The sequence below is a fragment of the Halomicrobium sp. IBSBa genome, from assembly GCF_017612575.1.
Classification (GTDB): Archaea; Halobacteriota; Halobacteria; order Halobacteriales; family Haloarculaceae; genus Halomicrobium.
The window spans coordinates 198,181-221,814 of sequence record NZ_JADPQC010000003.1 but is presented as its reverse complement, the minus strand read 5'-3'; the positions used below and the strand labels follow the sequence as shown (position 1 = coordinate 221,814).

Here is a 23,634-nt window from a genome sequence, read left to right as displayed (position 1 = left end):
CGAGATGGATCACAGATTTACAGCCGGTAGTATCAGTCGTAGCGAACGTCCTCGATCGTGATCTCCGAGGCCTCGACTTCCTCGATCACGGCCCCCCACCCGCCGACTTCGACCGATCCGTCGTCGGTTTCGAGCGTGATGCTCACCCGACCCGCGAGCTGTGACAGCGGGAGTTGCTGGTCGCGGCCGGCAGTCTCGCCCGTGTACCGCACGCGCTCGATCCGACCGTGGAGGGTGACGGTCTCGTGGGTGTCCGTCTCGTATCCCTCGACGGTCGCGACGATCGTCGCGCCCTCCTCCAGCAGCGGATCCACGTCGCGGACGCAGTGACGGAGGTCGACGTACGTCGTCGGCGTCTCCGGCGTCCGGAGCGTGTAGATGGTGTCCCAGATCTCCCAGAGACAGGTGAGGAAGAACCAGTGGAACACGTACGTGTGGGTCCGGTCGCTGACGAGGACACCGTACTCGTTGACCGACTGGCTGTGGGGCGCAAAGCAGGTCCACCGTCGGTCCACGAGCACGAGGAACGGGGAAGGCGTGTCTCGGTGGCGGGCTTCGGTACAGACGCTCGCGAGTGCTTCCTCAGAGGGGAGTCGATCGCCCTCGCGGGTACAGAGGCTGAGTTTGACGTGGACGCCGCGGTCGCGTGCGTCCCCGAGCGCGTCCTTCAGCGAGTGAAACTGGTCGACGTCGACCGCGATCTGGATCTGTTTCTCGGCGTTGTCGATGATCTCGCGGGCGCGGTTCATCACCGTCTCGAACCGCTTGACGATGCTCACCTCGTGTTCGGCGACGGCGGGCTGGTTCCAGCGGTCCTCGATCTCTTCGGCCGCCGAGAGGTACTCGCTGGATCGGGACCGGAGGTCGTCCAGTACCGTCTCCGGGTCGTGGGCGCGTGCCGTGAGACTGTCCTGCTGGTACGTCTCGATGTACCCCTTGGACTCGAGGTCTCGGAGCACGTCGTAGATCCGCGGATCGGGCACGTCACACGCGTCCGCGATGTCGGTCGCCGAGGCGCTCCCGAGTTCGAGCAGGGTCACGTAGGCCTCCGCCTGATACGGAGACAGCCCCGCGTCTTCGAGAACGTCGATGAGATCGTCGTCTTTCATCGTTTGACTGGCGCTTCCGGAGGATGAGTTATATGTTCGTTGTTCTGTACGGCATCCGTTCCCGTGAGTGACACCCCGTTCGGCGGTGAGCCCGCGAGCGGCCGGCGGATTGACGCCGGCTGTCGCTGCTCGCCGTCGATGGGCCCGTCGGCCGCGAGCGACTGGTTGGCCATGCAACTACTAACCACACCAGTTGTTAAAAATATTGGTGGCGGCGGGCAACGTCGACTTCGACAACGCTGAAGCCACTGGCAGCCGTCGATGACTCCATGAGTGTCCTCGGCGCGCTCCGGAATCCGGCACACACCGGCTCGCGGCGCTGTATCCCGTGTACGCTGGTCAACGTCGCGATGCTGTGGCTCGCCGTCAACGTCGTGGTCGTGCTCGGACAGCCCTTCGCGGGGGCCGCCGTCCTCGTCGTCGGACTCGTCGTGATCTGGCTCCGGGGGTATCTCGTCCCCTACACCCCGCAGTTCGCGCCCCGATTGGTCGCGGCGTCACCGATCCCGACGACGTGGTTTCACGACACCAACGAGCCGGGATCGATCGCAGACCGGTCCCGAGACGGGGACCGACTGCTCGGTGAGCTCCGGCGGGCCGGTCTGCTCGACGCCGACGAGGAGCGCGTGTATCTCGATCCCGACTTCGAGGGGCGCTGGCACACCGAGATGGACCGGCTCGCGTCCCAGTCGCTCGACGACCTGGCAGACGAATTGGCGTCGGTACCGAGCGTGCCGTCGGCGCGCCCCGTCGAGCAGGACAGACAGGAGTGGCTCGCCGTCGGCGGACAGACCGCACTCGTCGCTCGCCACGTCGCGATCGCCGAACTCGGTGCCGTCAGCGCGCTCGAACCACACGTCGACGATCCCGCGGACCGCCTCGCGATGGCCAGACCACTCCGGGAGTTCCTCAGCGACTGTCCGGCCTGTGGTACCCCCTTCGATCGATCGTCGGAGGTGTCCTGCTGTGGCGGATACACGAATCCGCGCGAGAAGCCGCGCGAGACGCTCGTCTGCCCGGAGTGTGAGCAGCGGTTCCTGCGGCTCCCCGAGCCAGAGTGACACAGCGGTCCCGCTGACCGGGGCTGTCCGGTCGCGTACGATAGGTGACAGTGTGGATCGTGGCCCCAGACCGCACGACAGCGTGCCGGCGGCGGCCACCGATCCACGGTGGCTACTACAGAACGGTGGCCGGGTTTGGTGTGGGGGGTAACGGCAGATGTAGTGGGGGGAAGGGTGTCTGCCTCCGTCGTTCGGGGGGAGAACGACGGTCTGTGTACCCAGCCGTTCCCGATTAACAGCAGGTGTTGCAAAAGTCTGACGGTCGGAGCCGTCGCTGCGGTGACCGTCGTCGGACGTGGGGAATCCGGGGTCGTCGAGATCCCCTTGGGTATTAATCCCTCCCGCTCAGATGGACCACCATGAAGAACATCGACGATCTGATCGAGAGTGCGGCAGATCTGGCAGAGCACGGCCTTTCGAAGGGCGAGATCGCCGACGAGCTGAACGTCTCTCGGGAGACCGCGAGCTGGCTCGTCGAGCAGAGCGGGAGCGGGACCGACTCGACGAGCGAGCCAAACGGCGGCCCGTACGACATCCACGTCGACTGGAGCACGATCGGCAGGGACAGCAGCCGCCTCGCCGCGGTCGGCTCCGCAATGGCCGACCTCCTGCTCAAGCAGGGCGAAGCGGTCGACCTCGTGATGGGGATCGAGAAGGCGGGCGCGCCCCTGGCGACGACTGTCGCCCGCGAACTCGACGCCGACCTGGGGACGTACGCACCCAGCAAGCACCAGTGGGACGACGACAGCGACCACTCGCTCGACGGCTCGTTCTCCCGGAACTTCGCCCAGATTCGCGGCCGAGACTGCTACGTCGTCGACGACACGATCACCTCCGGGACGACGATGACGGAGACCATCGAGGCGATCCGGAATCAGGGCGGGAACCCCGTCGCCTGTGTCGTCCTGGCCGACAAGCAGGGGCTCGGCGACGTGAAGGGCGTCCCGGTGTACTCGCTGCTGCAGGTCATCCGGGTCGGCTCCGAGGACTAGACGCGGTAGACGGCCGCTTCGTAGGGCCGGAGAGTGGCACCGGAGAGGTCAGTCGGAGACTCGTCGTAGTTCGAGAGGAGACACGCTTCGGGCACCCCGACCGGGAGTTCGACGGACGCTGCGGACCCGGACGTGTTCAGCACGACGACGACGCAGTCGTCCTCGTGGCGTCGCTCGTAAGCGTACACCTGTCGGTCGTCCGGTAGCAGATCGCGGAACTCGCCGTAGATCAGCGTCGGCGTCGACGAGCGCAGATCGATCAGCTCTCGGTAGTACGACAGGACCGAGTCGGGATCGGCTCGCTCGCGTTCGACGTTGACCGTGGAGTAGTTGGGGTTGGCGTCGATCCAGGGCTCGCCGTCGGTAAAGCCCGCGTGGTCGTCGTCGGACCACTGCATCGGCGTCCGCGCGTTGTCGCGGGTGCGGTACTCGACGATCGACCTGACCGCGTCGTACTCGCAGTCGCGCTCTGCCATCAGCTCGCGGGCGTGGTTGATCGCGTCGACGTCACGGAGGTCCTCGATCGTCGGAAACGGCGCGTTCGTCATCCCGAGCTCCTGGCCCTGGTAGACGAACGGCGTGCCCCGGAGCGTGAGCACGAACGTCCCCAGCATCGTCGCCGACTCCCGGCGGTACTCGTCGGGGTCGCCGTAGCGAGAGACGACGCGGGGCTGGTCGTGGTTCTCCCAGTAGAGCGCGTTCCAGCCGTCGTCGGCGAGTTCGGTCTGCCAGCGGTCCGTGATCGCCTTGAGCTCGGTTAAGTCCCACTCGCCGACCGACCAGCGCCCGTCGTCTCCGTAGTCGAGTTTCGTGTGCTGGAAGTGAAAGGCCAGGTCCAGCGGGCCGTCGGCCCCTGCGTAGGTCCGCGCCTGTTCGACGGTCAACTGGGGCATCTCGCCGACGGTCAGCCCGTCGTAGTTCGACAGGACGCGCTCTTCGAGTTCCACGAGGTAATCGAGCAGTTCGGGTCCGTCGACGAAGTGCTCGGAGCCGACCCACTCGCTGTCGGGGTCGCCGTCCGGGAGCCCCGCGGCCTTCGAGAGGAGGTTGATCACGTCCATGCGGAAGCCGTCGATCCCCTGCTGAAACCACCAGTCGACGATCTCGTAGACGGCTTCGCGAACGTCTTCGTTGGCCCAGTTCAGATCTGGCTGACTCGTATCGTAGAGGTGGAGGTACTGCTCGTCCCGGACCGCGTCGTGTTCCCACGCCGATCCGCCGAAAAAGGAGTCCCAGTTGTTCGGTGGCCGGCCGTCGTCGGTGTCTCGCCAGTGGTAGAAATCCTCGTACTCCGGATCGCCGCGTCGCGATCGCTGGAACCACTCGTGGTCGACCGACGTGTGGTTGACCACGAGATCCATCACGAGGCGCATGTCGCGGGTGTGGATCTCGTCCAGCAGTCGACGCCAGGTGTCCATGTCGCCGAACGTCTCGTCGATCGACCGATAGTCGCTGATGTCGTAGCCGTTGTCACGCTGGGGCGAGTCGTAGACGGGGTTGAGCCAGATGACGTCGACGCCGAGATCGGCGACGTAGTCTAACTTCTCGATGATACCTTGCAGATCACCGATCCCGTCGCCGTCCGCGTCGTAGAAGCTGCGGGGGTAGATCTGGTAGACGACCGCCTCTTTCCACCAGGTGCGTTCCTGTGCCATACGAGAACCACTAGAGAGTGCCTACTTAGACCTTTGCAAGAGATACAACAGCAGTTGTAAACGGATCTCGGCCGGGTGCTACAGGTAGAGTACGTCGTGGCGGTCGAGAGTCAGGTCGGCCCCGACGGCCGAGACCGTCGTCCGAGGCCACTCTCCGGTCACCGAGATGGGCTCGACGCTCTCGTCGGTGACCAGATGCGTGTCCTCGCTCTTTGCCCCCTGGACCGTCGGATTCCACGAGTACGCCATCGGCAGGAACACCGGCGCGTCGTGGGTCGGCGTCGCGATCCACTCGCGACCGGCGAAGCCGGCCGCACCGCCCTGGTGGTGGTTCTCCCACTCGCCGGACCAGCCGAGTTGGGCGTAGGCGTCCTGAACCGCCGCGAACACGTCGCCAGCAGTCCCGCCCTCGCGGCCGACGCGCTGGGTCGCCGCCAGCGCCGTGGTCTCGACGCGGGCGGCGTCGTCGGTCCGTTCGGCCAGCCACTCTGGGGCGTCGAAGGCGATCGTCCGGGAGGTACTGACGAAGAGCCCGTCCCGCATCGCCGTGATGCTCGCCAGCGCGTAGTCGCCGAGTTCCGTCTCCGTCGACGTGTAGTGTCGGTACACGGGCGCGCGCTCGCTCCCGCCGACGAGGACGACCGGTGCCCAGATCCCCTCGGCTTCGAGCTCGCGGTGGATGTCGGCCGTGATCTCCCGTTCGGTCGCGTCGGTGGTTGCGTCGCGCAGGACGCCCTCGAACGCTCTCGTCGCGTCGGCGGCCAGCGAACGGTACTGCTCGATCTGGTCGGCCGTCAGGGGCTGTCGAAGATCACGCGCTTGGACGCTGTCGAACCCGTCGACGTCGAAGTCGGCGGCCGCGGGCTGCGGGCTGTGTGCGCGGATCGCGTCGGCGACGCCGTCCTCGTACCACCCGACGGTCTCGACGGGCACGTCACCGACCTCCTCGTCGATCAGCCGCTGACCCTCGATGTTGTTCGTCACGACGATCCGCTCGTCGCCGTCGTAGCCGACCGCGGCGATCCCGATGTCGGTCGCCCGGTCGACGATGTTGTTCCCGCCGCCGGTGAGCCACGCGAAGGAGTTGGGCCGTGCGAACCAGACCGCTTCGAGCCCCTCCCGTTCGAGGTAGTCGTCCAGCCGATCGAGCAGCGGCGCGACGGTCACGTCGGTCATGCGACGCTCACCCACTCGCCGCGCTCGTCACTGCGCTCGATCGCGTCGAGGACCCGCTGGGCGCGGAGCCCGTCCTCGAAGCTCGGTTCGTAGTCGGTGCCGTCCCGGACGGCGGTGAGGAACTCGTAGTTCTCGTGAACGAAGGTGTGTTCCCAACCGAGGACGTGACCCGGCGGCCACCAGTGGTCGACGTATGGATCGTCGGCGTCGGTCACCAGGATCGTCTCGAAGCCGCGGTTGTCAGCGCGCTTGAGCTCCAGTTCGTTGAGGCGTTCGAGGGAGAACCGCAGACTCCCCGCCGACCCCTCGATCTCGATCGTGTGGTCGTTCTTGTGCCCGTTCGAGAAGCGCGACCCCTCGAGCGTGCCCATCGCGCCCGACTCGAACTCGACCTGCGCGCTGTAGGCGTCGTCGACGGTGACGTCACGAGTGTCGTCACTCCCTTCGACCGGGCGCTCGTCGACGAACGTCCGGAGATGGCCGCTGAGCCGTTCGATGTCGCCCGCGGTGTCGCCGAGCAGGAAGTGCGCGAGGTCGACCGTGTGCGCGCCCAGGTCGCCCAGCGCGCCGCTGCCGGCCATCTCCTCGTCGTTGCGCCAGCTCCAGGGGGCCTCGGGATCGACGAGCCAGTCCTGGAGGTAGCGCCCGCGGAAGTGGTGGATCTCGCCGAGTTCGCCGTCGTCGATCAGATTGCGCGCGTACCGGAGTGCCGGCACGAAGCGGTAGTTGAACGCCGTCCCGGCGGTGACGCCCGCCGCGGCGTCGGCCATCGTTTCGGCCGCGGCGAGCGTGGGCGCGAGGGGTTTCTCACAGAAGACCGGCGTGCCCGCTTCCAGTGCCGCGATCGAGGGCTCGGCGTGGACGTGGTTCGGTCCGAGGTTGTAGAACACGTCGACCTCGTCGACCACCTCGCGCCAGTCCGTCGCGGTCCGATCGAAGCCGAGCGTGTCGGCGGCGTCGGCGAGCGCCGCCTCGTCGCGGCCCACCAGCACGTCGCGGTTCGTCTCCGGTGCGTCCTCGAAGAACATGGGCAGGCGGTCGAGCGCGTTCGAGTGGGCCTTGCCCATGAACCGATAGCCAAGAATACCGATGTCGAGTGTCACACTCGGGGTTCGCCCCCTGGCCAGTATAGTTCTTGTCCTCGGACACGCCAGAGGGCGACGACGGGCGCTACAGGAAGTCGTCGACGTCGACGCCGCCGTCGCTGGTGGCCCCGCCGCTGTCACCGCCGGGGAGCAGCTCCGCGACTGCCGAGGCGAAGGCGTTGAGCCCGCGGGTCTGGTACCAGACCGTGCCCGGTCCGGTGAACTCGAAGACGAGCCCCTCGCCGCTGAGCAACGTCGACTTGATCCCGCCCGGACGCCGCGCGTCGAAGTCGACCGAGCCGTCCCAGGCGACGACGTTCTCGTTGTCGACGTGGTAGGTCTCGCCGGCCCCGAGCTCGATCGATTCGAGGCCGCCGAAGGCCTCGACGAAGACGGTGCCGGTGCCTTCGAGGGTCAGGGGCGTGATGCTGGCCCCGGCGAGCATCGACTTGAGGCCGCCGAACTCGGTCTCGATCGAGATCGACGGCTCGGAAGCCAGCCACGCGCCGTCGACCGCGTAGATGGTCTCGTCGGACAGTTCGTACTGCATCACGTCGCCGGGCGTGGGCGGGGCGAGCGTGACCGTTCCGGTGCCACCCGTCGCGGTGAACTCGTTGGCGAAGAAGGATTCGCCACCGAGCATCGACTTCGCGGAGCTGAGCAGCCCCTCGTTGCTCGTCGTCGTGTCCATCGAAATGTTGGAGGAGTGAGTCGTCATCGCACCGGGCTCGGCGAGGATCGTCTCGCCGCTGCCGAGTTCGACGACGACGTGCGTGTAGGACGGGCGGTGTGTGAGTTCGAACTCCATCGTATCACCTGGGGCGGGGTTCACAGAGAGCTACAATAAGCGTGCCGCCGGAGAGGACGGTCCAGCGGTTCCCAGCGACACGAGGGACTTCGGCGAGCTACACCCAGTGTGCCTGGCCGGGCGTCGTCTCGAAGATCACGTCGTCGAGGAGGGCGACGGCCTTCTCCAGGCCCTCGGTGGCAGAGGTCAGCGAGTCCTCGTGTTCGATCGAGAGTGCGCCGTCGTATCCCACCATCCGGAGCGTCGAGACCACGTCACGCCAGTGGTCTTCCCCGTGGCCGTAGCCGACCGAGCGGAACAGCCACGAGCGCTCCAGTTCGTCGGTGTAGGCGGTCGTATCGAGCACGCCCCGCGTGCGGGCCCGTTCCTCGTAGACTTTCGTGTCCTTCGCGTGGAAGTGGTGGATGGCGTCGCGTTCGCCCAGCAGTCGGATCGCGTCCGTGATCGAGATGTCCTGCCAGTACAGGTGGGAGGGGTCGAAGTTCGCGCCGACGTACTCGTTGGTCATCTCGCGCAGGTCCAGCAGCCCGTGGGGCTCGTAGACGAGCATGTTGGGGTGCATCTCGATAGCGATCTGCACGTCGTGGTCGGCCGCGTGCTCGGCCAGCTCGGACCAGTAGTCGACGGCCAGTTCCCACTGGTACTCCAGGGCCTCGGCGTGTTCGTTCGGCCACGGCGCGGTGATCCAGTTGGGGACCGTGCCGGCGTCGCTCCCCGCCGGCAGCCCGGAGAAACACGTCACGGCGTCGACCCCGAGCTGGTCGGCCAGCGTGATCGCCTCGCGGAGTTCGGTGTCGGCGCGGGCCGCGCGCTCGTCGTCCGGGTGCAGCGGGTTGTTGTGCGTCGCGAGCGCGCTGACTCGCATCTCGTACTCGTCGAGCAGGGCGTGTAGCTCGGCCTGTGCGTCCTCGTCGTCGAGGTACTGGTCGCGTGGCAGGTGGTCGTCGCCGGGGAAGCCACCACAGCCGAGCTCGACGGCGTCGACGCCGATGGCGTCGAGATAGGAGAGCGCGTCTTCGAGAGACTGGTCACCCAGCGGGACAGTGAGTACACCTACGTCCATGAGCGAGTTTACAATGGTCGTTGTAATAAAACCCTGGCGACGGGGTCACGCGGCCGGCGTCACTCCTCGATGGAGTAGCGGTCGAACAGCGTCGAGAGCTGCTGAGAGCGCATGGACAGCATCTTGACGTTGACGTACATCTCGCCGAGCGCGAGGTTCTGCTCTTCGGCGACGGCGGCGACGTGTTCGGCCTCTTCGACGTTCTCGCGGGACGTTTCGGCGGCGTCGTCGGCGATGGACGCGACCTCCTCCGAGCTGGCGGCCTGGTCGTCGGACGCGTCGCTGATCTCCTTGACGCCGCTGGAGGTCCGCTGGACGTGCTCCATGATCGACTCCAGCGATTCGAGGTTCTCCTCGACGGTCGTCCGTCCCTTCTCGACGGAGCCCTGCATCGCCTGGATCTCGTCGGCCGCCTGCTCGGTCTGATCCTGAATCTCGTCCATCAGGCTCTCGATCTGGTTGGTCGCGTCTTTGGTCTGTTCGGCCAGGGACTTGACCTCGTCTGCGACGACGCCGAAGCCGTTGTTGTTCGCTCCCGAAGAGGCGTGTGCGGCCTCGATGGAGGCGTTCAGTGCGAGGATGTTGGTCTGCTCGGCGATGTCGTCGATGAGGTCAACGATCTGACCGACCTCGTCCATCTGATCGTTGAGTTCCTCGATCGACTCGACCACGTCCTCCGTTCGCTCCGAAGTCTCGTCCATCGCTTCTCGGGCCTCGCGGCCGGACTCGATCCCCTCGACGGTGCGCTTTTCGGTCTTGTCGGCCATCTCGGCGACCTCGTTCGAGGAGGCCGCGATCTCCTCGATCGTTGCCGACATCTCGCCCATCTCGTCGCTGATCTGCGAGATCTGCTCGTGTTGTTCGTAGAACACGTCGGCGATCTCCTGGACCGACTCCGCGACGTTGCTGCTCGCGTCCTTGACTGCCTGGGTCGCTGCGGTGACCTGCTCGCTGGAGCCCGCGACGTCCCCGGCGAAGTCGCCGCCGGCACGGATCGTCTGCTCGAACGTCTCGGCCATCTCGTTGTACTCCGTGCCGAGTTCGTTCAGCGCGTCCGACGGCGTGTCGGTGGCCATCCGCCGTCCCAGTCGGCCCTCGCTGGCTGCGTCGAGAATCTCGCAGCTCTGCGCGATGTAGTCGTCCAGTTCTTCGATCGTCGCGGCGTTCTGTGCGGCGACGCCGCCGTCGGGCGCGGCGGCCGCCTCGCCCGCGGTCTCTGGAAGCGAGGACCGGGCCGTTTCGAGTTCGTCTCGGATCGACTGAAGCTCCGCTTCGAGCGTCGACCGGCGTGATTCGATCGTCTCCGTCTCGGCCCTGAGAGCCTCGACCTCGTCGGTCAGATCGTGCAGCCGTCCGGACAGTCGCCGGACGGAGTAGACGCCAGCCCCACCGGCAGCGACGACGCCCAGCACCGCCAGCGGGACGTACAGACCGCTCGGTGCGACGGCGGCGAGGAGTATCTGATACAGTGCGTGACAGAACTGTCCGCCGACGGCGAGTCCGACACCCCGTTTCGAAGTGAGTTCATTCATCATGGGCGACACGTTTTCGGGAGAGTTCTCTCGGCCCGACACATGGTCTTGTGTCACATACATCGTCGGGTATAAAGTGATGTATGGTCCCATTTCAGGCGCTGATAATTCTGCCGACCGTCGGCGTGGACGCTGGGGAAACTCGATGGAATACCTTTTTACTGATTCGTCGGAACGTTCGGACATGGGAAACGACATCGATTACGCGGATCTGCACGACCCGAACGCGGAGTACACGATGCGAGAACTGTCCGCCGAGACGATGGGTGTCACCGCCAAACGCGGCGGCGGCCGCGACGTCGAGATCACGGACGTTCAGACGACGATGGTCGACGGCAACTTCCCGTGGACGCTCGTACGTATCTACACCGACGCGGGCGTCGTCGGCACCGGTGAGGCCTACTGGGGAGCCGGCGTGCCGGAACTCATCGAACGGATGAAGCCGTTCGTCATCGGCGAAAACCCGCTGGACATCGACCGCCTCTACGAGCACCTCGTCCAGAAGATGTCCGGCGAGGGCTCCGTCGAGGGGATCACCGTGACCGCGATCGCGGGGATCGAGATCGCGCTGCACGACCTCGCCGGCAAGATCCTCGAAGTGCCGGCCTACCAGCTGCTCGGTGGCAAGTACCGCGACGAGGTGCGCGTCTACTGTGACTGTCACACCGAGGAAGAGGCGGACCCGGACGCCTGTGCCGACGAGGCCCGCCGCGTCGTCGACGAACTCGGGTACGACGCCCTGAAGTTCGACCTCGACGTGCCCAGCGGCCTAGAGAAAGATCGCGCGAACCGCCACCTCCGGCCGGGCGAGATCCGCCACAAGGCCGAGATCGTCGAGAAGGTCACGGAGGAAGTCAAAGACGAGGCCGACGTGGCCTTCGACTGCCACTGGACGTTCTCCGGTGGCTCCGGAAAGCGACTGGCCGACGCCATCGAGGAGTACGACGTGTGGTGGCTCGAAGACCCCGTCCCGCCGGAGAACCTCGAAGTGCAGGAAGAGGTCACCAAGTCCACGAAGACGCCGATCACCGTCGGTGAGAACCGCTATCGAGTCACCGAGGAACGCCGCCTGATCGAGAACCAGGCCGTCGACATCATCGCGCCCGACCTCCCGAAGGTCGGCGGCATGCGCGAGACCCAGAAGATCGCCGACGTGGCCAACCAGTACTACATTCCCGTCGCGATGCACAACGTCTCCTCCCCGATCGCGACGATGGCGAGCGCCCACGTGGGCACCGCTATCCCGAACTCCCTCGCCGTCGAGTACCACAGCTACGAGCTGGGCTGGTGGTCGGATCTGGTCGAGGAGTCCGTCATCGAGAACGGCTACATCGAGATCCCCGAAGCGCCCGGCCTCGGCCTCACGCTGGACATGGACGCCGTCGAGGAACACATGGTCGACGGCGAGACGCTGTTCGACGAAGCGTAACGAAGTGGAGCCCCATCCAGCTCGATAGACGAGTCAGCGAGTCTCTGGGCGTTCGATCCGGCCGAGTAGGCGGATGGAACCGGCGAGTCTCCGATTCGACTCGTTCGACGAAGCGTAGCGAGCTTCGTCGGGCTCGCTGAGCTTTGCGCAGCGGTGTTCGACGATCCGTAGTGGAGTGATCCGGATCGAAATGTCGTGGGATCGACATCTACATGTAGTCGAGAGTGATAGCTGCAGGTAATGTCGACGAGCAATCAGTTCGACGAGTGGGCGACATCGGGGCAGGAGCGTGAGATGGAAGACCACCACTGGCACACGGCAAAGCGGGCGCTCGCCCGGATGCCTGTCGAGGCCGGGGACACGGTGCTCGACCTCGGGACAGGGTCCGGGTACGCGCTGCGAGCGTTGCACGAAACGAAAGCCATCGACCGCGGCATCGGTCTCGACGTGAGTCGAGAGATGGCCTCGACGGCGAGCGATCACACGGACACCGGCGCGCTCGACTTTGCGGGAGGCGATTGCCACCAGTTGCCTCTCGCCGCCGACAGCGTCGATCACGTCTGGAGTATGGAGACGTTCTTCTTCGCCAGGCAGCCGATTTCCGTCCTCGAAGAGATCCGACGAGTCCTTCGCCCCGGAGGGACCTTCTTCTGTGCGGTGAACTTCTACGAGGAGTCCGAGCAATCACACCGCTGGCGAGACCGGATCGACGCTCCGATGTCGCTTTGGAGTCGTGCGGAGTACCGGTCGCTGTTCCGCGAGGCCGGCCTGCACGTCGCCACGCAGGACACGATCCCGGACGAAGAAATCGAGATCCCACCCGCGGAAGCATTCCCGACCGAGGAGTGGGAGACGCGAGCGGCGATGGTCGACCGGTATCGGACCTGGGGGACACTCTTGACCGTTGGTGTGGCACCGTAATCGGTGACGTTCGTCCAGGGCCGGGTCAGTATCTTTTTGCGCGGCCCTGCCCCACTCTCGGCCATGGTTTCGGAGCTGTTCGACCCCGACGCGTGGGTGGAGATCGACCGGTTCGACTTCTCGGACATCACCTATCACCGCGCCAGAGAGACCGGCGCGGTCCGGATCGCCTTCGACCGTCCCGAGGTCCGCAACGCCTTCCGCCCGGAGACCGTCGACGAACTCTCGACGGCGCTGGATCACGCAAAGCGCCTGACCGACGTGGGCTGTGTGCTCCTGACGGGCAACGGTCCCTCGGAGAAGGACGGCGGCTGGGCGTTCTGTTCCGGTGGGGATCAGTCGATTCGGGGAGAGTCGGGCTACGAGTACAGCGAGTCGCCACGCGACTCGGAACAGTCGAACGGGGAGGGGACCGACCCGCGAGACGATGCGGACGAAAATATCGCGTCCGACGAGCCCTCGCTCGACGAGTTTCGCGAGGACGCCCCCGACAACGTCGGCCGACTCCACATCCTCGAAGTGCAGCGCCAGATTCGCCACATCCCCAAGCCCGTCGTCGCCGTCGTGCCGGGGTGGGCCGTCGGCGGCGGCCACTCGCTGCACGTCGTCTGTGACATGACCATCGCCAGCGCCGAGCACGCGAAGTTCCTCCAGACGGATCCCGACGTGGGGAGTTTCGACGGTGGCTTCGGCTCGGCGTACCTCGCCAAGCAGGTCGGCCAGAAGAAGGCCCGAGAGGTCTTCTTCCTCGGGAAGACCTACGACGCTGCCGAGGCGGCCGACATGGGGATGGTCAACGAGGCCGTCCCCCACGAGGAACTGGAGGCGACGGCACTGGAGTGGGCCGAGCGGATGAACGGCAAGTCACCGACGGCGATGCGGATGCTGAAGTACGGCTTCAACGCGACCGACGACGGGATGGTCGGCCAGCAGGTGTTCGCCGGTGAGGCGACGCGGCTGGCGTACATGACCGACGAAGCCCAGGAGGGGCGGGACGCGTTCAACGAGGGGCGGGACCCGGACTTCGACGACTACCCCTGGCACTACTGACACTGTCGGCTGAAATCTGTGAAATTTCGCCGCCCGACGCGGGTCGGCGATCTAGAACAGCGCCAGCCCGACGCTGTAGGGCCAGGCGACCGCACCGAGGGCCGCGAACGCGAACGCGCCGCCGGCACCGAACAGGTTCTTCAGGAAGCTCGTCATCTCGTTTTGCCGTTCTTCGGGGTCGTCCATCGACCAGAAGTCGTGCATGGTAACGCCCGACAGCAGCAAGAACAGCCCGAGCGCGAAGCCAGACACCACCGGGAACGCGCCGACGGCGATCCCCGCGCCCGCGAACAGAAGCAGGCCGCCCGAACCGACGACCGAGAGCTTCGGGGCCGGCAGGCCCTTGAACTGAGCGTAGCCGACCATGTCCGCCGTGTTCGTGAAGTGGTTCACGCCCATGAACGCGAGGACGCCGCCAAAGAGGAGGCGTGCGAGCAAGAACAGCTCGCCACTGCCGGCGCTGGCGAAGAGTTCCGACTGAAGCGGGATCATGCGACCACCCTGTCTCGACGTTTCGTGAAGTTAGCTACTTTCATCACGTTACCAGCTACGGCGGTGCCGTATATATCGATTTGGCGACATTGCAGTTACCGGGTGACATCCGTGTCACGAGGGCGTGTCGCGCCGCGAAGCCACCCCCCAGCCGTGGCGCTCCCGACTCGATCGAACCGCAGTCGCTTTGGGCCTCCCAGCCCGAGTACGGAGCAATGAGTACGGCGACGGCGGACGTGTCCAAACGGAGAGCCTGGGTGATGGCCGCCCGCCCGCAGACGTTGCCGGCCGGTTCGGCACCCGTGATCGTCGGGGCCGGACTGGCACTCCACGACGGCGTGTTCGCGTCGCTTCCGTGGCTGGCAGCGCTGGCGGGGGCGCTGCTCCTCCAGATCGGGACGAACTTCGCGAACGACTACTACGACGCGGTCAACGGGGCAGATACGGACGACCGAGAGGGCTTTACGCGAGTGACCGCGGGCGGTCTCATCCCCGCCCGACAGGTCAAGTACGCGATGGCCGCCACGTACGGACTCGCGGTGGTCGTCGGCGTCTACCTCGTCGCGGTCGGTGGCGTGCCGATCCTCGTCGTCGGCCTGACGAGCATCGCCGCCGGGATCCTCTACACCGGCGGCCCCTACCCCTACGGCTATCGGGGACTGGGCGATCTGTTCGTGTTCGTCTACTTCGGCGTCGTGGCCGTCACCGGCACCTACTACGTCCAGGCGGTGGCCACCAGCGATGTCGGCCTGTTCCCGACGTGGCTCCCCCCCGAGGTCGGCCTCGCGACGGCGGTGGTGGCAAGCCTCCCCGCCGCGGGCCTCTCGACGGCGATTCTCGTCGTGAACAACATTCGCGACCGCGAGACCGACGCCGAGGCCGGCAAGCGAACGCTCGCAGTCATGTTCGGCTACCGCTTCAGCCGACTGGAGTTCCTGGCGCTCGTGGGGATGGCCTACGTCGTCCCGATCGGCTTCGCTCTCGACGACGCGTTCGGCCTCCCGGCGCTGGCCCCGCTGCTCTCGCTGCCGCTCGCGGCCTCCGTGTCGAAGACGGTCCTTCGTCGCACCGACGGTGAGGCGCTCAACCCGGCCCTCGAACGGGTCGGTCAGACGGTGTTCGTCCACTCGGTACTGTTCGCCCTCGGCCTCGCACTGACAGCATGACACTGAACCGATTCACACTCCCGCTGACGACGCCGCTGTCGACTGCTCACGGCCGGATCGAGTCCCGGGAGGGATTCGTCGTCGGATTCGAGCACCGCGGAACCGTCGGCGTCGGCGAGGCGACGCCGTTGCCCGGCTGGACGGAGTCGCTCGACGACTGCGAGGCGGCGCTGACGACGGCCCTAGAGACCTACGCGGAGCGTGGCCACAGCGCGGCGCTGTTGGAACTGGACGCGGCGACGGTGCCGGCGGCGCGCCACGGCGTCGCGACGGCGTTGCTCGACGCCGACGCCCGCGCCGACGGCGTGTCCCTCGCCCGCTGGTTCGATCCGGACGCCGGGACCGGTTCGGTACCGGTGAACGCGACGGTCGGCGACGGGAGCGTCGAGGAGACGACGCGGGCGGCCAGAGCGGCGGTCGACGACGGGTTCGACTGCCTGAAGCTGAAAGCCGGCGTCCGCTCGGTCGCAGACGACGTCGAGCGCGTGCGGGCGGTCCGTGCTGCCGTCGGAGACGACGTGACGATCAGAGTCGACGCCAACGGCGCGTGGGACCGAGACAGCGCCCGCCGGGCGTTCGAGGCGTTCGCCCCGCTGGGCGTCGCCTACGTCGAGCAACCGCTGCCGGCCACCGATCTCGACGGCCACGCAGCCCTCGGGAACGAGACCGTCGGCGTTGCCATCGACGAGGGCTTTTGCGAGCACACGGCCGCAGCGGTGTTGGCCACCGACGTCGACGCCGTGATCCTCAAGCCGATGGTGCTTGGCGGCCCCGGCAACGCCCACACGATCGCGATGCGGGCCCGAGAGTCGGGTATCGAGCCGATAGTGACGACGACGATCGACGCCGCCGTCGCACGGGCGGCTGCGGTCCACGTCGCGGCCGCGATTCCGGCCGTCGAACCCTGCGGGCTCGCGACCGCCGACGCGCTCGCAGACGACCTGACGGACAATCCGGCTCCGGTGAACGACGGCCGCATCGCCGTCCCCGAGGGCGACGGTCTCGGCATCGATCCCGAGGAGGTCGGATGGTGAGACTGCCCGGTCCCGAGGAGTGGCCAGTCGAGAACCCGCTCCCCGAACGGTCGAACGACCTGTTGCGCGAGCGTGCCAGGGCGACCCCCGACGCGACGGCGCTGATCGACACGGACGGCGGGGACACGTGGACCTACGCGGAGTTCGACAGCCGAGTCGAGGCGTGGCGTGGCGGGCTGGCGGCGCTCGTCGACGAGCCAGCGCCCCGGATCGGGCTCGTGCTCCCGACGGGACCGGCGTTCGCGACGGCGCTGTTCGCGATCGCCCGCCAGAACGGTGTCGCAGTGGCGCTGAACGTCCGCGAGGCGACCGAGACCGTCGCGCGCCAGGCCACCACGGCGGGTGTCGATGCGGTGCTCTGTTCGCCCGCCACCGAGTCGACGGCCCGCGCGGTCGCCCCTTCGGATGCCACCGTCTGTTCGATCGCGGAGCCGTCGTCCGAAGACGTGAGACGCCTCGAACCGACCGAACCCGTCGGGCCGCCCGCCGAAGCCGACGCCAGTACCGATCGGCTCGTCCTCTTTACCTCCGGGACGACCGGCACACCGAAAGGGGTCCGGCTGACGCGGGGGAACCTCGTCGCCAGCGCCGTCGGCTCGGCCCACCGACTCGGCGTCTCGGCGAGCGACCGCTGGCTCGTCTGTCTGCCGATGTACCACATGGGCGGGCTGGCCCCGCTCGTCCGCTCGACGCTGTACGGCACCACGACAGTGCTACAGCGGTCGTTCGACCCGAGCGAGACTGCACGCGTCCTCTCGGCGGCGTCGATCACCGGCGTCTCGCTGGTCCCGACGATGCTCACGCGGCTCCTCGACGAGGGGTGGCGGCCGGCCGACGGGCTCCGGTTCGTCCTGCTCGGCGGGGCACCCGCACGGCCGGCGCTGATCGAGCGCTGCAGGGACGCCGGGGTGCCAGTGTACCCCACCTACGGAACGACGGAGACGGCGTCACAGATCACGACCGCGACGCCGGCAGCGGCCTTCGCCCGGCCCGAGACCGTCGGCCGCCCCCTCGACGGCACGTCTGTCGCCGTCCTGAACGACGGCGATCCGTGCCAGCCCGGCGAAGTGGGCGAACTGGTCGTCTCGGGACCGACGGTGACGCCGGGCTACCTCGACGAGAGCCAGACGGCAGACGCCTTCGACGAGTGGGGGTTCCGGACGGGAGATCTGGGCTACCGCGACGACGACGGCCGCTGTTTCGTCGTCGGCCGCGTCGACGACATGATCGTGACCGGCGGCGAGAACGTCCGCCCGGCACGCGTCGCACGCACCATCGAGCGACTGTCGGCCGTCGAAACCGCGGCGGTCGTCGGCGCTCCGGACGAGGAGTGGGGCCAGCGCGTGGCCGCAGCGGTGGTCCCCGCGACGGACGAACTCACCGCTCCTGCGGTGATCGAGGCAGTCGCGGACGATCTCGCGGACTTCGCCGTCCCGAAGACCGTCACGCTGGTCGATGCACTGCCCAGGACACAGTCGGGGACGGTCGACAGAGAACAACTGCGAGACCTGCTGGGCCGGTCGGAGAACGACTAGTCGCGGATCCGGACGATCCCGCCAGCGAACACCTGATCGTTGGGGACGACGTACTCTTCGCCCTCGCTCTCGATGTGAGTGACGAAGATGTCGACCTCCTGGACGATACCACGCTGGCCCTGGATACGGACCTCGTCGCCGATGCTGTACGGCTGGCTGAGAACGAGATACACGCCCGCAGCCCCGGCCGACAGCAGCTGTTTGAACGCCAGTCCGCCGAGGAACACGAGACCGAACGCGTAGGCGGCGAGCACGATCAACAGTGCCTCCGTCGCGACCCCGAGCTGGCCGAGCGCGACGAGTCCGGCCAGAAAGATGATGCTGTACTTGACCAGTTCGGGGAGCAGTTCCGCCTCCGGCAGCTTGATGCTCCGGAACTTCTCGCTGACCGAGAGCTTCGCCTTGTCTCCGGCGATGAGCCCGATCATGAGGGCAAACAGCGCCACGAAGAGGTTCGGCAGGTAGGCGACGAACGGGGACCACAGCGACACGTCCCGGAACCGCTGTGAGACGGCCCCCGCGAGCATCATCGCGGCGATGTAGAGCGAGATGCCGACGAGGGTGGCGATCAGCCCGACGGTCGACGTTCCGAACCGCTGGGCCGTCCGCTCGAACGCCGTCCCCTCGACGGCCTCGTCGATGCCGGCGTCGCTGAGGAAGTAGTGCATGTACCGCCACGCGAGATACGCCAGCAACACCCCGAGAACGAGGATACTGATCGCGACCGCCGTCACGGCCTCACGCGAGAACAGACTGCGGACGATCGCCGGCCAGTCGAGCTGCATCAGTACTCCTCCGGATCGACCTCGAGTATCAACTCACCGCTCTTGAACGCCCGGACGAGTCCGTCACTCTCCGAGAGGACGATCGCGATGGCGTTGGTGTCTCGGGTGACCGCACCGGCAGCCATGTGGCGAGCGCCCAGTCCTTTCGGAATGTCGACGCCCTCGGCGGACGGTTCGAGGTACCGGTAGGCCGAGACGATCTTGCCACCATCAGAGATGACGAAGGCCCCGTCGAGCCGGGAGAACTCCTTGAGCATCACGTTGACGATCGGATCGCCGACGTGGACGTGGGACTTCTCGAAGGGATTGTACGACAGCGGGCGGGACTTGTTCATCACCTTCCCGGCGTCGCCGACGACGAACAGCGCGCCCACCGGCTTGCCCTTCTGTCCTTTCTTCCCGAGTTCGACGGCCACGTCCAGTACGTCGTTGATGACCGACGGCTCCGCCCGGGAGTTGACGAACAGCCCGTAGACGCCGGAGGGCGAAAACTCGGCGACCTGGACGCGAACGATCGAATCCGGCGTGTCGTCGAACACGTCTCCGATACAGACCACGTCGGCGTCCTCCTCGACGTACTCCTGTTCGAGCGCACCTTCGACACCGAAGCGGATCCGGTCGGCCATGTCGGTGAACTCCAGGGGCAACTCGACGAACGTCTCCGCGTCGACCGTGTTTTCGGGAGCGATTACCACGACCTCGGTGTCGTCGTCCTCGAACGACTGGTACAGCGACGCGCTCGGAGAGAACAGAAACACCGCGTCGGTGTCGGCGACGATGTCGTCGAGGAACTCGCGCAACGCGCTCATCGTTTCTCTTTTACTGGGGTGCGTCAAAAAGGTTTGCTGGCCGTCAGACGCGCGTCAGATGGCTGTCCGCCGTCAAGGCTCGAACGCGAGGTCGTCGGCGATCGCAGCGATCCGATCCCGAACCACCGCCGGATCGAGTTCGGCCCGATCGGCCAGCGCCAGCGCACCGCCCATCCCGACGCCCTCCTTGGCCTCGCCCGCGACGAACCGCTCCATCGCGACGTGGTCTGCCCGATCGAACGCCGGATCGGTCACCGTCAGGTCGAGGTCGAGATCCGCCGCCAGTCCGCGAACGTCGGCCGAGGGATCGTCGTCGACGAAAGACGTGGTCGCCAGCGACAGCGGCCCCTCGATGCCGACGTGGCGCAAGAGCGCGCCCACGGTCGCCAGCTGGGTCCCGCCGGCCAGCGTCACCGCTCGCCCGGTCTCGATCGCCCCGATCGCGACCCCCGCGGCGACGGCCAGTACCGGATCGCCCATCCGGCGGACAGCCCGCTTTGGCTGGTCGGCCGCCGCGCCGGGCTCCAGCGCACTCGCGGTCAGTCCCTCCTCGACGACGGACTCCTTCTGATCGATCGGGTTCTCTGGAAGCGACGAAGAGACCACGCCGCGCTCGCCAAGCGCCCGCAGGACGCCGAGTGCCGTCGTCGTCCCCCCCGGAATCGTCTCGCCGATCACGACCTCGTCGGCGGGCAGCGAGCGGCCGAACTGCCGGGCCGCCTCGAACGCGCCCGGTGCCGACGGCACCGGGTCCTGTTCGCGAACGTCTCGGCCCGGCCTCGCGCCGACCGTCACCGTCGGCGCACCGCTCGGCTCGGCGAGCCCGCCGTCGACCACAGTCACGTCCAGGTCCAGTAACTCGACGACCGCACGCGTGACGACGGCGGGCGTGAGACAGCCGGTCGGGCTCTGAGGGACCGCTGGCGCTCGCACGACATCGCCGTAGCGCACGATCTCGGCGTCGGCAGCGGGTGTGTGTGCCAGCAGCGATTCGTCGGCCCCGGCCGCAGAGATACCGTCGATCTCGGCCGTCCGTGTCGAACCAGCGACGAGGACCAGTCGCATGCCACCGTCTGTACTCATTGCAACAGTTCCCGGCGCAGGCGGACTTGAACGCGTCGGTTACGGCCGAGTCGGTTCGCCCCACAATTTATTGTCGCGGCCACCGCCCGCATCAGTATGGAGGACTTCGAGGAACTCGTCTCGTCGCTGACCCCCCGAGAAGACAACGACGCGATCTCGTCGTACCAGAACACGACCGCCGTCGCGTGCCCGGCCTGCGAAGAGCCGTTCGACGACATGGTCGTCTGCAAGAACGAGTTCACGTCGCTCAATCTGGACATGGATCTCGACCTCTGTACGACCATCGACGACGGCAACGTCGTCATCTTCACACACAAACCCTGAGGTCGCAGAGAGCAGGAGGTCAGTCTCCCCGTGCGATAGCTGTGTGCGGTGGCGCGCAAATACACTGTCCGAATCGAGAGGTATTATCTCGTTTCGATAGTTCATCCAACCGGTGGCTGGCCTTGGCGTGAGTCGTCGACCGGGCTGTTATTTCGATCGATAACATCTACGACTCTTTTGTGACTCACTGATAGATAGATGGACGTGATAGAGAGGTATCTGGGGACGAAGCCGCGTTCTAACGCCGTCGATGTGATTAGCCTTACAGCACTTCTGCTGTTGGTGTGGACGACAGTCGAGCCAGTGTCTCTCTACGCACTGGATTCGCCGGTACTGCTCACGCCGAAGTATATTGTCGGCATCCTCACAGTCGTCCCGTCCTGTCTCGGAATGATCTACGGATCGCGGTGGTCACGGCGGCGCGGATTTTCGACCGAGCAGTGCTCGACGATCAAGCTGTACTGGCTGACCGGTGGGATCTGTTTTCTCGTGTTCAACGTCGTCCTCATGGCCTCGATCTCGACAGAGAGTACCTGGATACTCGTGAGTTGGATCCGCTGGTCGCTCGCGGTCGGTTTCGGCATCGGCCTCGTTGTCGGGATCGCACAGGTTCGGGTGGTCGTCAGCACACTGACTGCAGAACGCGAGTCGCTTCGCGCGGAACACATGGAAAAGCAGCGAGACCTGATCGACCAGATGAACGGTATTTTGCGCCACGAGGTACTCAACTCTGCGCAGGTTATCACCGGGAACACGTCGGTGTTGATGGACGCCGCGGAACCCATCGATCCCGACGACGAGAGGATCGAACGCGTCCACAGGCAAGGCGAAGAGATAACGACCGTCATCCAGGAAGTACGTGCGCTACTCAGTACGATCGAAGACAGCCGAGAACTGACGGAGACGAACCTCACGAACGTCGTCCGAAACGAGATCCAGAAGGTGCGCGATCAACGTCCAGACATCGACGTCGAGCTGCGATGCCAGGAAGACTACTACGTCCGGGCCGACGAGTTGGCGGGGCGTATCTTCGCCAACATCTTCAGAAACGCGGTCGAGCACAACGAGACCCCATCGTTGCAGATCGTGGTCGACATCGAGAGCGTCGACGACTCCGTCGTCGTCACGATCGAAGACAACGGCGACGGGATTCCAGAACACAAACTGGCGACGCTGTTCGACCGACCACAGGTGAGCGATCACGGACTGGGGCTCTATCTGGTCAGCGAGATCACGGACAGCTACGACGGCTCCGTCGCCCTCTCGAAGACCGGCGAAGAGGGCACTGTCTTCGAGTTCCGGTTCCCGGTTCCAGAACCGCGGCCGTAGCTTCGAACCGAGAACGAGGCGAGTCACCTCTCCGTTCGTCTTCTGGTGTTCGAATCCGGCCCGCTCTCTCCTTCGTTTGCTCGCTCCGCTCGAAAAATTCGGTCAGTGCGCGGGACCGGATTTGAACCGGCGGACCCCTACGGGATAGCGTCCTAAGCGCTACGCCTTTTCCGTGCTTGGCTACCCGCGCTCAAGAGTGGCTATTCCCGACCGCTTCAAGTACTTAACGCTCTCCGGCGCGGTCCCGGATGGCGTCGGCCAGCGAGTCCGGGTCGTCGAGCCGTTCGACGACGGTGAGATCGTCGTCGACGGCGATGGCTCCGGACTCGACAACGTCCGCACAGATACCGCCGCGTTCGTCGCCCAGAGCACGCGCGACGCCTGCCTCGTCGGCTATCTTTTCGACGTGGGCACAGGGCGGCCGGCGTCGGGTCCCTTCGAAGACGGCGTCGCCGATCCGGAACTGCGTGTCGAGGAGTTCGCCCACGTCGACGCCGTCGACGACGACGTTGCGTCGGTGACGGCCGTCGAGCAAGTCGATGTCGAACGCCTCGCGAATGTGTGTCAGTGCCTCGCGAGAGACCAGGGTCACCTGACACACGTCGTAGGGCGCGTAGTGGCCCGTGCCGGTGAAGTACCGGTCGCCGCGGAGACCGCTGTCGGCGACAGCATCGAGCGTGTCGTGCGATTCCATCGGTTCGCCCGCGTCGGGTGCGGTCCAGAGCTGGCTGACCGTCGGCATAGTGGATCGTCGGTCGGGTGACGGATATAGTATAGTAACAATTGAACCGAGGCACCGACGAGCGTTTAAGTTCGATCGGGGCCAACGCCGGTGTATGTACCGCGCGAGCGACCGGCGGGAACACGAGGAGTGGCTGGAGAATCTCGAAGCGACGGCAGATCGACTCGACCTGGAGGGGACGGCACGGTCCCGAGCGGTCGATCTGTTTCTCTCGTCGATGCCGGTCGAAGAGGAGCGCTCCAAGCGTGCGGTGATGGCGGCGAGCCTCTACGTCGGTGCGCTGGTCAGCGGACAGGAGCGGTCACAGCGCGCCGTCGCCGACGCGGCGGACGTGTCTCGGCTGACGATTCAACAGCGGTGGAAAGGACTGCTCGAAGACGCCGGGCTGGACGCGCCGGACTGGTGATCGTGCCCTCGGAATCTCGTCTGTGAAGATTCGGTCGGATACAGAATC

The 23,634-nt window shown here is 66.2% G+C and carries 23 protein-coding genes and 1 tRNA gene; 11 read left to right on the top strand and 13 right to left on the bottom strand.

Annotation, left to right across the window (positions count from 1 at the left end; genetic code table 11):
* Nucleotides 1-32: 32 nt before the first annotated feature.
* A complete protein-coding gene (locus IL252_RS10640; RefSeq protein ID WP_208627982.1) occupies nucleotides 33-1,109 on the bottom strand; it encodes a TrmB family transcriptional regulator in 1,077 nt (358 codons plus the stop codon).
* Between the two features lie 269 nt (nucleotides 1,110-1,378).
* Between IL252_RS10640 and IL252_RS10635 the strand changes: the two genes are divergently transcribed.
* Both IL252_RS10635 and gfcR read left to right on the top strand, forming a co-directional pair.
* Nucleotides 1,379-2,170 carry a hypothetical protein gene (locus IL252_RS10635; RefSeq protein WP_208627981.1) on the top strand — a complete coding sequence of 264 codons (792 nt, stop codon included), beginning with the start codon at nucleotides 1,379-1,381 and terminating at the stop codon, nucleotides 2,168-2,170.
* Between the two features lie 359 nt (nucleotides 2,171-2,529).
* A complete protein-coding gene (gfcR, locus tag IL252_RS10630) occupies nucleotides 2,530-3,162 on the top strand; it encodes a transcriptional regulator GfcR (RefSeq protein ID WP_153553338.1) in 633 nt (210 codons plus the stop codon).
* Here gfcR and IL252_RS10625 read toward each other — a convergent pair.
* The 6 genes from IL252_RS10625 to IL252_RS10600 form a co-directional block, all read right to left on the bottom strand.
* Nucleotides 3,159-4,817 (bottom strand): alpha-glucosidase, encoded by a 1,659-nt coding sequence (locus IL252_RS10625; RefSeq protein WP_208627980.1) that lies wholly within the window; start codon nucleotides 4,815-4,817, stop codon nucleotides 3,159-3,161. The genes gfcR and IL252_RS10625 overlap by 4 nt on opposite strands.
* A gap of 78 nt (nucleotides 4,818-4,895) precedes the next feature.
* On the bottom strand, nucleotides 4,896-5,993 hold the full coding sequence (locus tag IL252_RS10620) for a Xaa-Pro peptidase family protein (protein WP_208627979.1): 1,098 nt from the start codon (nucleotides 5,991-5,993) through the stop codon (nucleotides 4,896-4,898).
* A complete protein-coding gene (locus IL252_RS10615) occupies nucleotides 5,990-7,096 on the bottom strand; it encodes a Gfo/Idh/MocA family protein (RefSeq protein ID WP_208627978.1) in 1,107 nt (368 codons plus the stop codon). Before IL252_RS10615 ends, IL252_RS10620 begins: the two co-directional genes overlap by 4 nt.
* A gap of 67 nt (nucleotides 7,097-7,163) precedes the next feature.
* Nucleotides 7,164-7,886, bottom strand: coding sequence for a TIGR00266 family protein (locus tag IL252_RS10610; RefSeq protein WP_208627977.1), 723 nt, complete (start codon nucleotides 7,884-7,886; stop codon nucleotides 7,164-7,166).
* Nucleotides 7,887-7,983: 97 nt separating this feature from the next.
* On the bottom strand, nucleotides 7,984-8,949 hold the full coding sequence (locus tag IL252_RS10605) for a sugar phosphate isomerase/epimerase (protein ID WP_208627976.1): 966 nt from the start codon (nucleotides 8,947-8,949) through the stop codon (nucleotides 7,984-7,986).
* 59 nt (nucleotides 8,950-9,008) lie between these two features.
* Nucleotides 9,009-10,481, bottom strand: a complete 1,473-nt coding sequence (locus tag IL252_RS10600) for a methyl-accepting chemotaxis protein (protein WP_244257060.1) — start codon at nucleotides 10,479-10,481, stop codon at nucleotides 9,009-9,011.
* A 184-nt stretch (nucleotides 10,482-10,665) separates the two neighbouring features.
* Between IL252_RS10600 and IL252_RS10595 the strand changes: the two genes are divergently transcribed.
* The 3 genes from IL252_RS10595 to IL252_RS10585 all read left to right on the top strand — a co-directional run bounded on the left by IL252_RS10595 (nucleotide 10,666) and on the right by IL252_RS10585 (nucleotide 13,881).
* On the top strand, nucleotides 10,666-11,910 hold the full coding sequence (locus tag IL252_RS10595) for a mandelate racemase/muconate lactonizing enzyme family protein (RefSeq protein WP_208627974.1): 1,245 nt from the start codon (nucleotides 10,666-10,668) through the stop codon (nucleotides 11,908-11,910).
* Between the two features lie 240 nt (nucleotides 11,911-12,150).
* Nucleotides 12,151-12,831 (top strand): class I SAM-dependent methyltransferase, encoded by a 681-nt coding sequence (locus tag IL252_RS10590; protein WP_208627973.1) that lies wholly within the window; start codon nucleotides 12,151-12,153, stop codon nucleotides 12,829-12,831.
* A gap of 63 nt (nucleotides 12,832-12,894) precedes the next feature.
* On the top strand, nucleotides 12,895-13,881 hold the full coding sequence (locus IL252_RS10585) for a 1,4-dihydroxy-2-naphthoyl-CoA synthase (RefSeq protein ID WP_208627972.1): 987 nt from the start codon (nucleotides 12,895-12,897) through the stop codon (nucleotides 13,879-13,881).
* 51 nt (nucleotides 13,882-13,932) lie between these two features.
* Here IL252_RS10585 and IL252_RS10580 read toward each other — a convergent pair whose 3' ends face one another.
* Entirely contained in the window at nucleotides 13,933-14,373 is a 441-nt protein-coding gene (locus tag IL252_RS10580; protein WP_208627971.1) for a DoxX family protein, read from the bottom strand.
* A gap of 215 nt (nucleotides 14,374-14,588) precedes the next feature.
* Between IL252_RS10580 and IL252_RS10575 the strand changes: the two genes are divergently transcribed.
* The 3 genes from IL252_RS10575 to IL252_RS10565 are packed head-to-tail and all read left to right on the top strand — an operon-like array spanning nucleotide 14,589 to nucleotide 18,108.
* Nucleotides 14,589-15,539 carry a 1,4-dihydroxy-2-naphthoate polyprenyltransferase gene (locus IL252_RS10575; protein WP_208627970.1) on the top strand — a complete coding sequence of 317 codons (951 nt, stop codon included), beginning with the start codon at nucleotides 14,589-14,591 and terminating at the stop codon, nucleotides 15,537-15,539.
* A complete protein-coding gene (locus IL252_RS10570) occupies nucleotides 15,536-16,573 on the top strand; it encodes a mandelate racemase/muconate lactonizing enzyme family protein (protein ID WP_208627969.1) in 1,038 nt (345 codons plus the stop codon). Before IL252_RS10575 ends, IL252_RS10570 begins: the two co-directional genes overlap by 4 nt.
* Entirely contained in the window at nucleotides 16,567-18,108 is a 1,542-nt protein-coding gene (locus tag IL252_RS10565) for a class I adenylate-forming enzyme family protein (protein WP_208627968.1), read from the top strand. Before IL252_RS10570 ends, IL252_RS10565 begins: the two co-directional genes overlap by 7 nt.
* Here IL252_RS10565 and IL252_RS10560 read toward each other — a convergent pair.
* The 3 genes from IL252_RS10560 to IL252_RS10550 all read right to left on the bottom strand — a co-directional run bounded on the left by IL252_RS10560 (nucleotide 18,105) and on the right by IL252_RS10550 (nucleotide 20,785).
* Entirely contained in the window at nucleotides 18,105-18,893 is a 789-nt protein-coding gene (locus tag IL252_RS10560) for a mechanosensitive ion channel domain-containing protein (RefSeq protein ID WP_208627967.1), read from the bottom strand. The two genes, IL252_RS10565 and IL252_RS10560, sit on opposite strands and share 4 nt — an antisense overlap.
* The gene (gene dacZ, locus IL252_RS10555) at nucleotides 18,893-19,702 is read right to left on the bottom strand and encodes a diadenylate cyclase DacZ (protein WP_153553351.1); all 810 of its coding nucleotides are present in this window, start codon (nucleotides 19,700-19,702) and stop codon (nucleotides 18,893-18,895) included. The genes IL252_RS10560 and dacZ overlap by 1 nt, the downstream gene beginning before the upstream one ends.
* A 72-nt stretch (nucleotides 19,703-19,774) precedes the next feature.
* Complete coding sequence (locus IL252_RS10550; protein WP_208627966.1) at nucleotides 19,775-20,785, bottom strand: nicotinate-nucleotide--dimethylbenzimidazole phosphoribosyltransferase; 1,011 nt, start codon at nucleotides 20,783-20,785, stop codon at nucleotides 19,775-19,777.
* A gap of 96 nt (nucleotides 20,786-20,881) precedes the next feature.
* Here IL252_RS10550 and IL252_RS10545 point away from each other — a divergent pair, with 96 nt between their 5' ends.
* Together IL252_RS10545 and IL252_RS10540 are read left to right on the top strand one after the other, a co-directional pair.
* On the top strand, nucleotides 20,882-21,109 hold the full coding sequence (locus IL252_RS10545; protein ID WP_018256071.1) for a hypothetical protein: 228 nt from the start codon (nucleotides 20,882-20,884) through the stop codon (nucleotides 21,107-21,109).
* 303 nt (nucleotides 21,110-21,412) lie between these two features.
* Entirely contained in the window at nucleotides 21,413-22,438 is a 1,026-nt protein-coding gene (locus IL252_RS10540; protein WP_208627965.1) for a sensor histidine kinase KdpD, read from the top strand.
* Between the two features lie 106 nt (nucleotides 22,439-22,544).
* On the opposite strand, the gene IL252_RS10535 is transcribed toward IL252_RS10540, so the two are convergent.
* Together IL252_RS10535 and IL252_RS10530 are read right to left on the bottom strand one after the other, a co-directional pair.
* A tRNA-Leu gene (locus IL252_RS10535) sits at nucleotides 22,545-22,628 on the bottom strand.
* A gap of 33 nt (nucleotides 22,629-22,661) precedes the next feature.
* Nucleotides 22,662-23,180: an MOSC domain-containing protein gene (locus IL252_RS10530; protein WP_208627964.1), complete on the bottom strand. Its 519-nt coding sequence runs from the start codon at nucleotides 23,178-23,180 to the stop codon at nucleotides 22,662-22,664.
* Between the two features lie 94 nt (nucleotides 23,181-23,274).
* Between IL252_RS10530 and IL252_RS10525 the strand changes: the two genes are divergently transcribed.
* A complete protein-coding gene (locus IL252_RS10525; RefSeq protein ID WP_153553354.1) occupies nucleotides 23,275-23,586 on the top strand; it encodes a transcription initiation factor IIB family protein in 312 nt (103 codons plus the stop codon).
* Nucleotides 23,587-23,634 lie beyond the last annotated feature (48 nt).

Bases quoted from the DNA above. Each gene is read 5' to 3' on its own strand.
- IL252_RS10640 (WP_208627982.1), bottom strand. From the start codon at position 1,109: ATGAAAGACGACGATCTCATCGACGTTCTCGAAGACGCGGGGCTGTCT.
- IL252_RS10635 (WP_208627981.1), top strand. From the start codon at position 1,379: ATGAGTGTCCTCGGCGCGCTCCGGAATCCGGCACACACCGGCTCGCGG.
- gfcR (WP_153553338.1), top strand. From the start codon at position 2,530: ATGAAGAACATCGACGATCTGATCGAGAGTGCGGCAGATCTGGCAGAG.
- IL252_RS10625 (WP_208627980.1), bottom strand. From the start codon at position 4,817: ATGGCACAGGAACGCACCTGGTGGAAAGAGGCGGTCGTCTACCAGATC.
- IL252_RS10620 (WP_208627979.1), bottom strand. From the start codon at position 5,993: ATGACCGACGTGACCGTCGCGCCGCTGCTCGATCGGCTGGACGACTAC.
- IL252_RS10610 (WP_208627977.1), bottom strand. From the start codon at position 7,886: ATGGAGTTCGAACTCACACACCGCCCGTCCTACACGCACGTCGTCGTC.
- IL252_RS10605 (WP_208627976.1), bottom strand. From the start codon at position 8,949: ATGGACGTAGGTGTACTCACTGTCCCGCTGGGTGACCAGTCTCTCGAA.
- IL252_RS10600 (WP_244257060.1), bottom strand. From the start codon at position 10,481: ATGAATGAACTCACTTCGAAACGGGGTGTCGGACTCGCCGTCGGCGGA.
- IL252_RS10595 (WP_208627974.1), top strand. From the start codon at position 10,666: ATGGGAAACGACATCGATTACGCGGATCTGCACGACCCGAACGCGGAG.
- IL252_RS10590 (WP_208627973.1), top strand. From the start codon at position 12,151: ATGTCGACGAGCAATCAGTTCGACGAGTGGGCGACATCGGGGCAGGAG.
- IL252_RS10585 (WP_208627972.1), top strand. From the start codon at position 12,895: ATGGTTTCGGAGCTGTTCGACCCCGACGCGTGGGTGGAGATCGACCGG.
- IL252_RS10580 (WP_208627971.1), bottom strand. From the start codon at position 14,373: ATGATCCCGCTTCAGTCGGAACTCTTCGCCAGCGCCGGCAGTGGCGAG.
- IL252_RS10575 (WP_208627970.1), top strand. From the start codon at position 14,589: ATGAGTACGGCGACGGCGGACGTGTCCAAACGGAGAGCCTGGGTGATG.
- IL252_RS10570 (WP_208627969.1), top strand. From the start codon at position 15,536: ATGACACTGAACCGATTCACACTCCCGCTGACGACGCCGCTGTCGACT.
- IL252_RS10565 (WP_208627968.1), top strand. From the start codon at position 16,567: ATGGTGAGACTGCCCGGTCCCGAGGAGTGGCCAGTCGAGAACCCGCTC.
- IL252_RS10560 (WP_208627967.1), bottom strand. From the start codon at position 18,893: ATGCAGCTCGACTGGCCGGCGATCGTCCGCAGTCTGTTCTCGCGTGAG.
- dacZ (WP_153553351.1), bottom strand. From the start codon at position 19,702: ATGAGCGCGTTGCGCGAGTTCCTCGACGACATCGTCGCCGACACCGAC.
- IL252_RS10550 (WP_208627966.1), bottom strand. From the start codon at position 20,785: ATGAGTACAGACGGTGGCATGCGACTGGTCCTCGTCGCTGGTTCGACA.
- IL252_RS10545 (WP_018256071.1), top strand. From the start codon at position 20,882: ATGGAGGACTTCGAGGAACTCGTCTCGTCGCTGACCCCCCGAGAAGAC.
- IL252_RS10530 (WP_208627964.1), bottom strand. From the start codon at position 23,180: ATGCCGACGGTCAGCCAGCTCTGGACCGCACCCGACGCGGGCGAACCG.
- IL252_RS10525 (WP_153553354.1), top strand. From the start codon at position 23,275: ATGTACCGCGCGAGCGACCGGCGGGAACACGAGGAGTGGCTGGAGAAT.